We start from the raw sequence: 13,508 nt of genomic DNA, 5'->3' as shown, positions 1-13,508 counted from the left end.
CAGGGAGGTCCGGTTTTCTTTACCAGCGGTGATTGTCCATATGTTCCGAATGCTTGACAATTGCAACCGATTTTCAACATATATGAATACTCAAGGTTGACAATGGACCTGAACGCGCTGACATTGCTGGTCGAAATCATCGACGCCGGAAACCTGAGCCGAGCGGCAAGCCAGCTCGGCATGAGCCGCGCCAACGTGAGCAAGCGGCTCAACCATTTCGAGCGGCAGTTGGGCGCCGAACTACTGAGGCGCAGCACCCGGCAACTCGAACCCACGGAACTGGGGTGGCAGCTCTACGAACATGGCCGCGCCATCCGCCACGAGCTGATGGCGGCCCAGGAGTCGGTGCAGAGCCTGGGCAAGCGCCTGAGCGGCACGGTGCGGCTCAGCGTGCCAAGCGGATTCGGCCAGCACACCATGTCGGCCTGGTTTATCGAATTCATGACGATGTACCCGGCCATCACGCTCAATGTGATTTTCGATAACGACATCGAGGACCTGATCAAGGGCGCGGTGGACTTCTCCATCCGTGTCATGGCGGAAACGCCCGCAAATGTCGTGGCCCATAGCCTGGGCGATGTCGAGTACGTGGCCTGCGTCACGCCGGAGTTGGTGAGCCAATACGGCATGCCGCGCACGCTCGACGAGTTTCGAGACCTGCCGCTGATCACGTCCGAACTGACCGGCCAGAAACTTCACTCGGCGGGCCGGGCGGGCGCGGCCGGTGGGACACCGCATATCCGCCCCCGCCTGATGTCGGCCAATTTCTTCTTCCTGCGCGACGCCATCCTTCAGGGCCTGGGCGTTGGCCTGGTGCCCCGCTACATGGTGGACCGCGACCTGGCGGCCGGCACCTTGCTGCAGTTGCCCCTGCCTCCGCAGGACCTGGCGTTCCTGCGCACGACCATGTACCTGCTGTACATGCCGGCCCGCTACCAGACGCGTGCGTTCACGACGCTGGTCGCCTTCCTGCGCGACAAGGCTGCAAGCCGACGAGCCGAATTGCGCACATGAGTGCGAGGTGCGGAACCCACTACGTTGAGCACGGCACAACTGCCTGCCCTCGCGGAGACGGAAACGCGCAAGTGGTCCGCGGTGATCAAGCAGTCGAAGGCCCGAGTGGGTTGATTGGGCGGCAGATATCGTTGCTGACTCACTCGCCAGGCCGGGCCACAGTGCCTGCTCCTCTCTGACCACGATGACACCGCCCCCCCTGGCCGAGCATCGACGAGACCTCGGAATTGGCAGTGCCATAGCAGGAAGTCGGACCCACCGCCAGCATGCCGGCGGTGCGATGACCGCAATTCCCCAACATGCGGCCGTTCGCTCCCCACGATTGCAAGGCTGCGAAGGGGCGAATACGGCCGGTAGCATCAGACGGGCCAATTGAACGTATCCATGCAGGCTGGGCATTCGATGGCCCTTGTGCGCATGAGGATCGCACGAAGCATGTGCTTCGCCGATCCAACGCGCCCCATGCTAGTCTCATTGCACTTTGATCCGTGAGGCCGTCGGCATGGTCTGCCCTGGACGCACCCTGGTCACCTTGTGGATGTGGCTCGCCCTGTGGTGCTGCACAATGCCGGCCCATGCGCAAGAGCTCGAGCCACGCAGCTATTCTGCCGCACCTGTCGGGACAAACTTCCTCGCCGCTACCTATACCCGGCTCTCGGGGGATGTGCTGACTGACCCGTCGCTGCCCATCACCGATGTACGCTCCAGAATCAACATCTTCGGGGCCGGCTATGTGCACGTGTTTGACGTGGCCGGGCGGACTGCCTCCATCGGCCTGCTTGCACCCTTCGCGAGTGGCGACGTCAGTGGCAACGTGCTCGACGCGCCGAACGCGGTCCACCGGGCGGGGATCGGCGATGCCCGCGTGCGCTTGGCCATCAATCTCCTTGGCGGCCCTGCTCTGACGCCGGCCGAGTTCATGAAACGGGCGCCGGACACCATGCTCGGGGCGAGCCTCACAGTTGTCGCACCTACCGGCCAGTACGATGCCTCCCGGCTGGTCAACGTTGGGACCCACCGCTGGGCCTTCAAGCCGGAAATCGGCCTGTCTCAACCGTTCGGCAACTGGTTTACCGAGTTGTCTGCCGGGGTCTGGCTGTTCGGCGACAACAACGCTTATCTGGGCGACAAGCGGCGCGAACAGTCGCCGCTCGGCGTGTTGCAGTGGCATGCCGGCTATCAGTTCCGGCCCGCGCTGTGGGTCGCGGCCGACGCCGGCTTCTATAGCGGCGGCCGCACGTCGGTAAATGGCATCCCCAATGCAGATCGTCAGCAGAACTCACGCTATGGGATCACGCTGTCAGTCCCGATCGTGCCTGGCTGGTCGGCCAAGCTGGCAGCATCGAAGGGCCTCATCACCCGGGCGGCCGGCGACTACACGGCAATCACGCTGACGCTCCAATACCAGTGGATCAACCACTGAAGCATCAAACGGCCGAGAAGCAGGTCTGTCAGAGACGGCGACAGCTTCGCGGTGAGCATCCGACCGAGACCGGCCAGACTCAGCCATTGCCTTTAGGTCGTTGAGCGTCTGATGTGCGGTAGCGTTTGCCCTTCTCGAACATGGGAATTCTGCTTGCGAGAATTTACCGCAATGTGCGCTTGCCCCGCCGCCGGAACGCCCAGCGCGGCCAGAAAAGCGACAGCCCTGCACGCCCGGTCGGCTATCATGCCTATCCTCTCCGAAGTAGCTCCCTATGATTTCCGTCCGTAATGTCACGCTGCGTCGTGGCGTCAATGTCGTACTTGACCGCGCATCCGTCACTTTCAACCCTGGCGAAAAGATCGGTCTTGTCGGCCGCAATGGCGCCGGCAAATCGTCCTTCTTCGGCCTTCTCAACGGCACGCTGCATGAAGACAGCGGCGAGTTCTCGATTCCCGCCGCATGGAAGATGGGCCAGGTCGCGCAGGAGATGCCGGAGACCGAGCAAAGCGCGACCGACTTCGTAGTCGAGGGCGACACCGCGCTGTTGGCTGCGCAGACCGAAGTAGCCGCCGCCGAGGCCAGCGACGACGGCATGCGCATGGCGCACGCCTACATGGCCCTGCACGACGCCGGTGCGCACGATGCCCCTGCCCGCGCCCAAGCGCTGATCCTGGGCCTTGGCTTCAGTGCTGCGCAGCTTAGTCAGCCGGTCAACAGTTTCTCCGGCGGCTGGCGCATGCGACTGCAACTGGCGCGCGCGCTCATGTGCCCGTCCGACCTGCTGCTGCTCGACGAGCCAACGAATCACCTTGACCTCGACGCGCTGGTCTGGCTGGAAGCCTGGCTCAAGCGCTATCAAGGAACCCTCGTAGTGATCAGCCACGACCGCGAGTTTCTCGATGCGGTGACGCAGGTGACGGTGCACGTCGACAACGCCCAACTCGTGCGCTATGGCGGCAACTACAGCAAATTTGAAGACATGCGAGCAGAACAGCTCGTATTGCAGCAGGCCGCGATGGCCAAGCAGGCGGACAAGATCGCCCACCTGCAGAAGTTCATCGACCGCTTCAAGGCCAAGGCCTCGAAGGCGAAGCAGGCGCAGAGCCGTGTCAAGGCGCTCGAACGCATGGAGAAGATCGCGCCAGTGCTTGCCGACGCAGAGTTCAACTTCGAGTTCAAGGAGCCGCTCAACGTCCCGAACCCGCTGCTGTCGATGCTGGACACGAGCTTCGGCTACCCGGCGCCAGCCGGCGCACTGCCGGGCACGCCGCCCACGGTCATCGTACGAGGCATCAACCGTTCCGTGCTGGCTGGGCAGCGCATCGGCATTCTCGGTGCCAACGGCCAGGGCAAGTCCACGCTGGTGAAGACGGTGGCACATGCGCTGGCGCCGATCGGCGGCGAAATCAGCGAAGGCAAAGGCCTGAATATCGGCTACTTCGCCCAGCAGGAACTCGACGTGCTGCGCCCGCTCGACACGCCGATGGAACACATGATCCGCCTTGCAAAGGACACACCGGCTCACATGCGCGCGCCCGGCCAGAGTGGAACCGAACAATCGCTTCGCACCTTCCTTGGCACCTTCAACTTCAGTGGCGACATGGTCCATCAGGCGGTCAGCACGATGAGCGGCGGCGAAAAGGCGCGGCTCGTGCTGTGCATGATCGTATGGCAGCGCCCGAACCTGCTGCTGCTCGACGAACCGACCAACCACCTCGACTTGTCCACACGCGAAGCGTTAGGCATGGCGCTCAACGAATTCGAAGGCACCGTGATGCTGGTCAGTCACGACCGCGCTCTGCTGCGCGCCGTTTGTGACGAGTTCTGGCTGGTCACCAAGGGCGGCGTCGAGCCCTTCGACGGCGATCTGGATGATTACCAGCAGTTTTTGCGCGACGAAGCCCGTCGCTTGCGCGAGCAGGCTGCCGCAGCGTAGAGGCACATCGCCTGAAGCGGGTCAATGCGAACACGTGCCCTTCACAGGTTTCAGCGTGAAGGGCACCGTTGAGCGCAACGTGACTGATTCGAACTCCGGCGTCGAAATCAATCCCGGGGGTTCGCTGTTCGAATCCAATAGGGAACTTCTGCGGGGCGCAGTGATTGGGCGACGGCAGTGGGCGTGGAAGTTGCCACTGCCGCCAAAATGTCCTCCGCGCGACCGTGCCGAGAGCCGAGACCGGCCATGCACAGAAGGGACAGAAGCAAGGCACAGGCGCTCCGCCGGTCGAACCGGCTGGCGACACGCTCAGACGAGCGCGCATTCGGTCGACGGTTGCCTGTCGCCCGTGCCGCCCACTTCCGCGATCAGTTCGCGCAGGCGCTCGGCCGCGATGGGCTTGTGCAGCACGCGCAAGCCGCTGGCGTGCAGGGCGCGCAGGCGATCGGGTGCCGTATCGCCGGTCACCAGTACCGCTGGCGTGTCGGTACCCAGCGTCTGGCGCAACGCGGCCACCGCGTCGATGCCGGTCACGCCGTTACCCAGTCGATAGTCGGCGAGGATCAGCCCGATCGGCGCCTGCGTATCGGCGGCCGCCGCCGCGTGGGCGGCCAGCACGTCGTCGACGGTGGCCCCGGCGTAGACCGGATGGCCCCACAGCGCCAGCAGTCCACCCAGTGCCGAGCGAATGCCTGCGTCGTCATCAATCAGCACGATGCCGATTGCCTGGGCCTGGGCGTCGGCAGACATGGCGAAGACGTCGTCGCCCGCCACCACGCCCGGCCGCTGCGTCGGCATGGCCGCCAGCGGCACGGTGACGGCGAACACGGTGCCGCGGCCCGGAATGGACCGAAGCGTCACCCGATGGCCCAGCAGCGCGGCCAGCCGGCGCACGATCGCCAGTCCCAGCCCCAGGCCTTGCCCGTCGGGACGGCGCGCATCGGGCAACTGCGTGAACTCGTCGAAAATGCGCGCCTGCTCCGCCTCGGGAATGCCCGGCCCCTGGTCGATGACCTGGATTTCCACCGCGCCCGTCCGACGCCGGCAACCCACCAGCACACGTGCGCCCGGCGCATAGCGCAACGCATTCGACAGCAGGTTGTCGATGATGCGATGCAGCAGCGCGGGGTCAGTGTCGATCCAGACATCGGCGCCATGCACCCGCAGCTGGCCGCCCTGCTCCCGGGCCAACTGCGCGTACTCATCGCCCATATCGACCAGCCAGGTGCCGAGCCACAGCGGCTGGCGACGCACCGGCATCAGCCCGGCATCGAGCCGCGACGCGTCGAGCAGACCGTCAAGCATGGTGCCGATCTTGTCGAGCGTACCGTCGAGCCGCCCGGCGATGTGGGCAGCCTGCGCGGCGGGCACATCCTTGCGGCGCGCCAGGCCGGCGAGCGTGGCGGTCAGCAGGCCCAGCGCGTAAACCGGTTGCCGCAGGTCGTGGCTTGCGGCGGCCAGGAAGCGCGTCTTCGCCAGATCGGCTTCGGTGGCGCGGTCGCGCTCATGCTTGAGTTCGCCGATCAGGGCCAGGTTCTCGAAGCGCAGCCGCACGCTCTCGCGCAGCGTGCGGTGCGTGTTGCGGCTGTAGTACAGGTTCACCGCCAGCAGGCACAGCGTGAACAGCAGGTAGATCCTGTAGACCGTGCCGTCGTGAGCGAGGCAGTACAGCGCGAACGGTGCCAGCATGGCCACGATGGTGCCGATGGCCGTGGGCCGATGTGCCGATAGCGATGGCACGGCCCCGCCGGACATGCCGGCCAGCACGACACAGGCAAACGCCACCAGCGCCGGCTGTTCTGGCAGCAGCCACGAGGATCCCACCAGGCCCCACAACAGTGCAGACAGCCACGACATCACCATGAAGCTGCGCGCCCAACGGGCCGGCACGATCGGGCCCCGCTGGCGGAAGAAATGGATCGAATGCACGATCCTTAGCGCGGTCAGCACGTAGATCGCACCGGTCCAGATCAGCAGGACGGCCATCGGCACGCTGTCTCGCAGGATCGCGATCACGGGCAGCGGGATGACGAAGTTTGCCGCCAGCACCGCGTTCGACTGCCGGTATAGCAGACGCACCATTTCGACGTCAGTCGGATCGGCGCCCGTTGCGCCAGGCAGTTCTTCTTGCGTCATCGGGGTGGCAGTTGGCGGGAAAAAAAGCGGGAGTAAGTGAAGTCGGCGCCTGATATTATCCGTTTGCCAGCGAACAGACAAAGCGCCCTTTTTTCAGGCCGCGCCAATGTCCGCGACATCCGCAATCCTCCACGCCCCAACCCCATGACCGCTTTGCCCTCGCCCACCCGCATTGCGCTCGCCGACGATCACGCCATCGTGCTCGAAGGATTGAAGCTGCTGCTGTCGGTGGTGGACGGCGTGACGGTGGTGGGCACCGCCGTGGATGGCGCCGCGCTGCGCACGCTGCTGGCCACGCAGCCGGTGGACCTGCTGGTGCTGGACCTGCATATGCCGGCGCTGGACGTGCGGCAGTTCCTGGGCGAGGCGCGGACCCGCTTCCCTGCGATGCGCGTGTTGGTGCTGACCGGCGATGGCGATGCGGAGGCGATGTCCGTCACCATGGCGGCGGGCGCGCACGGCTTCCTCGTCAAGCGCAGCGATGTCAGCGAACTGCTGCCCGCCATCGAGGCGCTACGCCTGGGCCAGCCCTATATCGGCGCGGGAATCGGCCACGGCGCGCATGTTGACCAGCGCCCGCGCGGGCACGCCGCCGCGACGGTGCCAGATGCCGACGACGTGCTGACCCGCCGCGAATGCCAGATCCTGGCGCTGATCGCGCGTGGCGCCACGGCCAGCGAGATCGCGGCCGAACTGGGCATCAGCCCGCTCACCGTCCGCAAGCATCGCGAGAACCTGATGCGCAAGCTGTCGCTGCACAACACGGCAGAACTGGTGGCCCATGCGGTCCGGGTGGGTTTGCGGACCGTATAGCTCCGACCCCCCCCCCGCCAACAGCCCTCCGCCCGTTCCGCCACGCCAGTTTTCACCGCGCCACCCCCCCGAAATACGACGGGTGCCGTATTTTCCCCGCCTGCCCTGCCCGGTATATTTCGCCCGCTTGCCTCCCAAGTTGCGCGGCGAAGCACCACACAAACACAATAAATATTCGGACGCGCGGCGCCAGTCGTGCCTCCAAGGGTTGAAGGGACATCCATGGCACAACTGCTCTTCTATCGGCAGCCCGAGATGCTGAACCGCTACCGCCACCGCCATCTGCGGATGCAGCCGGTGGAGAACGCGTACGGTTTCGCACGGCAGACCAATTCCACCGTGCTGACGCTGGCCGAGTTCGGCATCGCCAGCCGCGTCTACCCGATCCTCTTTGCGGGCGACGCCACCGGCAAGCCTGTGCCGGTGGTGCTGCTGGGCGTGCGCAGCGACGAGAACCTGTTCGTCGATGCGGACGGACGCTGGGATGCCGCGTATGTGCCGGCCTTCGTGCGCCGGTATCCGTTCGTGCTGGCCGAAGACGGCGGGCAATGGAATGTGTGCATCGACCGCGCCTACCCCGGCTTCGTCGACGACGCGGACAGTGATCTGGGCACGCCGCTGTTCGGCGACGACAACGAGCCACTGCCGGCGTTGCGTGGCAGCATCGACTTCCTCGAAGCGTTCCAGCGTACGTTCGAACATGCCGTGGCCTTCGCCGCCGAACTGGCCGCGCACGACCTGCTGACCGAGGTACACGCCGTGGCTGACGTGGGCGAGGCCGGCCGCTTCTCGCTGTCCGGCCTGCTGGCGGTCGACGAAGCGCGGCTCGCCGCCCTGCCCGCCGACGTGCTGCAGCGCTGGCTCATGGACGGCACGATGAAAGCGGTGATGGCCCATCGGCTCTCACTCGACCTTCTGCCACAGCTCGCCCTACGGCTGCGGGAACGCATGCCGGCGACGTCCGCCAGTGGCGACCCGGCTCCGGAAGCCGTTGCCGCCACCAACGCAAACGCAAACGCAGACACCGACGCCATCGAAGCCTGACTTCGTCGCTGACATGACATCTTGACGCGCCCCGGGGCCAGCCTCGCGGGCGCGCGGTAGCTGGCCGGCCATCGCCGGCTGGCCCTGATTTTCAGTTCAACACATCAACGGGTTGTCGCACCGTGCCATGCCGCGCGGGCGCCGGGGGAAATCGCCATGAAGGACCACGCCACGCGGCTGCGCCGCGAACGCATTGTCGCGCGCAAACTGTCCATTGCCATCGCCACCCTGATTGGGACGGCTGGCGTGCTCGGCGAGGCGGCGGCACAGGTCGTCGCCTCGGGCAGGACCAGTACGACGGTCACCCCGGGTGCCTCCGTGACGCGCGTGGACACCACCAGCGTGGTCGGGTCCGCCGCCTTCAACGACTTTTCCGCGTTCAACGTGGGCAACGGTCACACGGTCAACCTGAACCTGCCAACTGGCACCAGCGCGCTGATCAACCTGATCGGCGGCGGACGCAGCCAGATCGACGGCACCGTCAACGCGCTCAAGGACGGGCGGATAGGCGGCAACGTGTTCTTCGCCAACCCCGACGGCTTCCTGATCTCCAGTTCGGGCGTGATGAACGCCGGCTCGCTTCACCTGTCGGCGCCGTCGCGCGGCTTCATGGACAGCTTCTTCCTCGGCAAGGATCAGCCGAATGGCATTGCCGTCGACCTGCTGATGCAGGGCCGGCAGCCGATCGAGCCGCACAGCCTGATCGAGGTGCGGGGCCGCCTGAACGCTGCCGATAGTATCGACCTGCGCAGTGGCAAGATCGTCGTCGGCAACACCGCCCAGTTACGTGCCGGCGTGCCGCAGGCGGAGTTCGACCAGATGGTGAACACCACTGGCATCACACAGGCAGGCCAGGTGGTAGCGGTACAGGGGCGCATCTTCCTGGCGGCCACCGGTGACGTCGACATCAGCGGCCGGCTCGACGCGGCGGCCACGCCGGACAACGGTGGGCAGATCGACGTCACCTCGGGCGGCCGGCTCGACGTGCATGGCGGCGCCGTGCTGAACACCCGCAGCGGGGGCGGCACCGGCGACGCCGTCAAGGACGGCAGCATCAAGCTGCTGGCGGAGTCCGCGAACACGGCCGGCACCGATCTCGTCTCGACCGTGACGTCCGAGGCTTCCGTCAACATCGCGGACGCCACGCTGACCGGCGGCGATATCTCGATCGACGCCCGTAGCCAGGCCATCTACAACAAGAGCATCGTCTCGCTGGCCGATGTGCCCATCGCCACCAGTGGCTCGCTCGGGCTGGCGGACCTTGTTGGTGACGTCACGCTGGGCGCCATGCAGACCCGCAGCCGCGCCAGCGTCAGTATCGGTGCCGGCGCCAATATCCAGGCGAGCGGCACGCTGGCGATGAAGGCAGATTCCACCGCCGAGACCACTTTCAGCCAGATGTCGCTGTGGAACATGCTGGTGCCGTTCAGCGTCGATTTCCTGAAGGCCGATGTCGATTCGGCGGCCTCGGTATCGGTGCAGGCTGGCGCCGCCTTGCGCGCGAAGACGCTGGTGGCCGAGGCCGTCAACAAGGCCACGCTCGATGTCTCGGTCACCTCGATCTCCACCGAGGACAACGTCGCCGTGGGCGTGGCGCTGACCAGTGCGCGCGCCAACGCCAGCGTGGACGTTGCCGCCGGCGCGAGTGTCAACGTCACCGGCGATGTGCGTCTGGCCGCCAGCAATACCAACAGCTTCAACACCTCGATGAGCCAGACCGCGAACGACGACGGTGTGGCCGGCGGCGCGGCCGCAATCTTCGACGGGCAGACGGCGGCCACGGTACGACTCGGCACCGGCCTGGTCGGCGCGCGCGACGTCACGCTCGCCGCGCACGACGACACGCTGAAGAACCGCACCAATGCCTCGTCCACGGTGGGCGGCATCCACCTGCTGCAACGCGTCTACGGCATCGGCACCCGCGGCGCCGAGATGGTCCAGAAGTACTTGCTGAACAGCAAGAATGGCACGCCCAAGGCCGATGACCGTGCCGACTCCGATGGGTCGCCGTTCAAGCTGTCCGGTGCGCTCTCGTACATCGACTTCTCCAGCGGCGCCACAGCCGAGGTGGCAAATGGCGTGCACATCGACGCCACCGGCAATGTGGTGGTGGCCGCCACCGTGCGCGATGCGCAGATCCACGCCATGAGCGCCAGCTCGGCAGATCAGGACACCTCCAGCGGCAACCAGAACAGCACCACTGAAGCCTCGGTCAGCGGTGCGGTGACGCTGGGCTTCTACCGTCACGACGCCAACGCCCGCGTGGGCGACGGTGCAACGATCACGGCCGGCCAGTTCGGGCTGCTGTCGGACGTCTCGCTACCCTACGCGTTCACCTGGGGCAAGTTCGACAACCTCGACGCGCTGATCGCCAAGGCCACGGCAACGCTGGGGTTCTCCGACCAGCTCACGGGTTACGCCAACGCCTCCACGAGCGCACACGATGGCGACCTCGGCGTGGGCGGTGCGGTCAGCTACCTCGACTTCACCAACCGCAGCCGCGCCACGGTGGGCGATGGCGCGTCGGTCACCGTCAGGCCGTCCACCAACGGCACCTGGGGCGTGGACCTCGCCAACGGCACCCGCGCCGACTTCGATGCGGCCGTCCACGTCAAGGCGACGATGGAGACCGAAGGCGCTTTCTCGGCGGGCAACCTCGGTCTGACCGGCAACGGCAGCGGCGGCAGCGGCGATGCCGCGTCGGTCGGTGGCGCCTACAACCAGATCAACTTCGACAACAGCGTGGAGGCCCGCGTCGGGCGCGGCGCGGTAATCGGCGGGAACGTTGTCAACGCCGATGGCACGGCCGGCTCGCGCGTCGACGTGGCCGTCACGGCGGACGCCACGGAGCGCTTGTTCGTGCTGGCACCCAGCGCCGGCCGCGGCGGCGGCTTCGGCCTGAACGGCACGTTCGCGTACGCCAACACCGCCCATGAGACGATGGCGGTCATCGATGCCGGCGCGCAGGTGACGGCCAACCAGTTGCGCGTGGCCGCTCAGGACGACACCGTGATCTGGGCCGTGTCCGGCGGCATCAACAAGTCCGAAAGCGCCAGCGTGGGGCTCGGCAATGCACTGATCGAGGTCGCGACCGACACCCAGGCCCGCATCGGCAGCAACCAGGCCGGCGCCGACGCGGTCAACCTCCTGGCATCGAACGTCGATGTCGGCGCACGCACCGACGGTCGCGTGGAGAGCATTGCCGTGGCGGGCGCCATCACCACGCAGGCGGCCCCCGAAAAGCCCAAGGAACCGAAGCCCAAGAAGGACCCTGCCGACCAGGGCTTCTTCGACAAGCTCGGCGGCAAGCTCTCCACGCTGGGCACCGCGCTGAAATACACCTTGCTCGGCGACGCCCAGGCGCCGCAGACCGCGCCGAAGTTCGGGCTCGGAGTATCGGGCTCCTCGGCCATCAACCTTGTGGCGATGAATACCAGCGCCGCCGTCAGCAACGCGAACATTACGCTGGAAGATGGCAGCCTGGCGGTCACGGCGGTCAACAACACGGACATCGGCGCCTTTAGCGGCGCGGCCGCCCTGACCCGCGCCAACGCGCAGAGCAGCCGGGGCAGCGCGGCCATTGCCGGTGCGCTGGCGCTGAACGACCTGGCCAATACCACCGAAGCCACGCTGCACAACGCGCGCGTGACCGATGCCACACGAGTTGACGTGATGGCGCTGTCGGGCGGCGAGCAGCTCTCCGTGGCACTGGGGCTGGCCGTCAATGCCTCGGCCGACCAGAGCAAAGCGGCCTCGGCGGCCGGATCGGTCTCGGTCAGCACCGCGCGCAATGCCGTGCGGGCCACAGTGGATGACAGCACGATCACGGGCCAGGCCCACCGCACCGACGTCGACGTGCTGGCCTACGACCGCACAACGCTTGGCACCGGGGGGGGTGCCCTGCTCGGCGGTGGCCGGGGCGGCGTGGGCGCCGCCGTCACGTACAGCGATATCGGCAATACGGCGACGGCCATCGTGGACAACACGGCGATCACCGGGGCCGGCGACGTGCAGGTGCAGGCGCTGACCGCGAGCCTGATCGGCGCCGGCGGCGCCATGGTCGCGGCCACCGGCTCGGGCAACAACGTCACGCTGGGCGGCGCGTTCGTCTTCAACGACATCGGCAACGTTGTGCAGGCCAGCATTCGCAACGGCTCGCGAATCGACGCGAGCAATGTAGCGGTACGGGCCGCCGATACGGCCCGCATCAATGGGCTGGACGCCGTCATCGACCAGCACGACGGCGCTGGCGGCGCATCGGGTTACGACTACTCCGGCGCCGGCGCGGGCAATACCGACACCGATGGCGCCAGCATCGTCGCCGTGGCCGGCAACGTCCAGGCAGGCGGCAACAACGTCGGGGCGTCGATGCTGTTCAACACGATCGGCAACCGCTTCATGGCCGAGATCGACCAGTCGACCGTCACGGCCGACGCCAGCGTGGACGTTGTGGCGCACAGCGGCGCCACCATCTTTGGCTATGCGGCCGGCGTTGGCGTGGGCACCGGACAGTTCTCCGGCGGCGGCTCCGTGGTGATCAACGACATCGGCAATACCATCACCGCACGCATCGGTGGAGACCAGGCCACGATCACCGCCGGCGCCCTGCACGTGGCGGCCAGCGATGCCTCGCACATCAGCGCGGCGGCCGGACAGATCAACGCCAGCCTGGGGACGGGCGCGGTGGGCGCGGCCGTCAGCGTCAACGAGATCGGCAATACGGTCGAGGCCAGCGTGACCGACGCCGCCCTGTACATCGGCGGCGCGAACACGATCCGGGCCGACAACACGTCCCGGATCGACACGCTTGCTGCCTCGGCGGGCGGCGCGCCCAGTTTCGCTATCAATGGTTCCGCCGCCACGGCAACCATCGCCAACACCACGACGGCGCAACTGGTCAATGCCACGGCCGTGGGCGATACCCAGCAGTTGTCCGTGCTCGCCACCGACAGCGCGCTGATCCGTTCGCTGTCCGGCTCGGCCGCCGGCAGCGGCAGTGCCGCATTCGGCGCCGCCGCCACGGTCAACCAGATCGACAGCGTGACGTCGGCCGGCATTCACGGCGGCAACGTCGAGGCCGGCAACGTCACGGTGGCGGGCACCGCCGATGCGACCATCGACACGCTCGCAGCCAGCGGC

7 protein-coding genes are annotated in these 13,508 nt (G+C 66.7%); 6 read left to right on the top strand and 1 reads right to left on the bottom strand.

The genetic code is table 11. The features are described from left to right. The first annotated feature begins 102 nt into the window (after positions 1 to 102). The 3 genes from D769_RS26595 to D769_RS26585 all read left to right on the top strand — a co-directional run bounded on the left by D769_RS26595 (position 103) and on the right by D769_RS26585 (position 4,376). Complete coding sequence (locus D769_RS26595; protein ID WP_008651340.1) at positions 103 to 1,014, top strand: LysR family transcriptional regulator; 912 nt, start codon at positions 103 to 105, stop codon at positions 1,012 to 1,014. A 538-nt stretch (positions 1,015 to 1,552) separates the two neighbouring features. After that, a complete protein-coding gene (locus D769_RS26590; protein ID WP_234706985.1) occupies positions 1,553 to 2,437 on the top strand; it encodes a transporter in 885 nt (294 codons plus the stop codon). A 274-nt stretch (positions 2,438 to 2,711) separates the two neighbouring features. Beyond that, on the top strand, positions 2,712 to 4,376 hold the full coding sequence (locus tag D769_RS26585; protein WP_008651337.1) for an ATP-binding cassette domain-containing protein: 1,665 nt from the start codon (positions 2,712 to 2,714) through the stop codon (positions 4,374 to 4,376). A 309-nt stretch (positions 4,377 to 4,685) separates the two neighbouring features. Here D769_RS26585 and D769_RS26580 read toward each other — a convergent pair whose 3' ends face one another. Then, on the bottom strand, positions 4,686 to 6,512 hold the full coding sequence (locus tag D769_RS26580) for a hybrid sensor histidine kinase/response regulator (RefSeq protein ID WP_008651335.1): 1,827 nt from the start codon (positions 6,510 to 6,512) through the stop codon (positions 4,686 to 4,688). A gap of 144 nt (positions 6,513 to 6,656) precedes the next feature. On the opposite strand from D769_RS26580, the gene D769_RS26575 reads away from it, so the two are divergent. The 3 genes from D769_RS26575 to D769_RS26565 form a co-directional block, all read left to right on the top strand. Next, the gene (locus tag D769_RS26575) at positions 6,657 to 7,325 is read left to right on the top strand and encodes a response regulator transcription factor (protein WP_008651333.1); all 669 of its coding nucleotides are present in this window, start codon (positions 6,657 to 6,659) and stop codon (positions 7,323 to 7,325) included. Positions 7,326 to 7,547: 222 nt separating this feature from the next. Further along, positions 7,548 to 8,369 (top strand): SapC family protein, encoded by an 822-nt coding sequence (locus D769_RS26570; RefSeq protein ID WP_008651331.1) that lies wholly within the window; start codon positions 7,548 to 7,550, stop codon positions 8,367 to 8,369. A gap of 156 nt (positions 8,370 to 8,525) precedes the next feature. Continuing rightward, a partial coding sequence (locus D769_RS26565; RefSeq protein WP_008651329.1) for a leukotoxin LktA family filamentous adhesin occupies positions 8,526 to 13,508 on the top strand: 4,983 nt, incomplete at its 3' end.

The sequence above is a fragment of the Cupriavidus sp. HMR-1 genome (genome assembly GCF_000319775.1).
Lineage (GTDB): Bacteria > Pseudomonadota > Gammaproteobacteria > Burkholderiales > Burkholderiaceae > Cupriavidus > Cupriavidus metallidurans.
The sequence above is the reverse complement of the archived record's forward strand: the minus strand, read 5'-3'. Positions and strand labels throughout refer to the sequence as shown.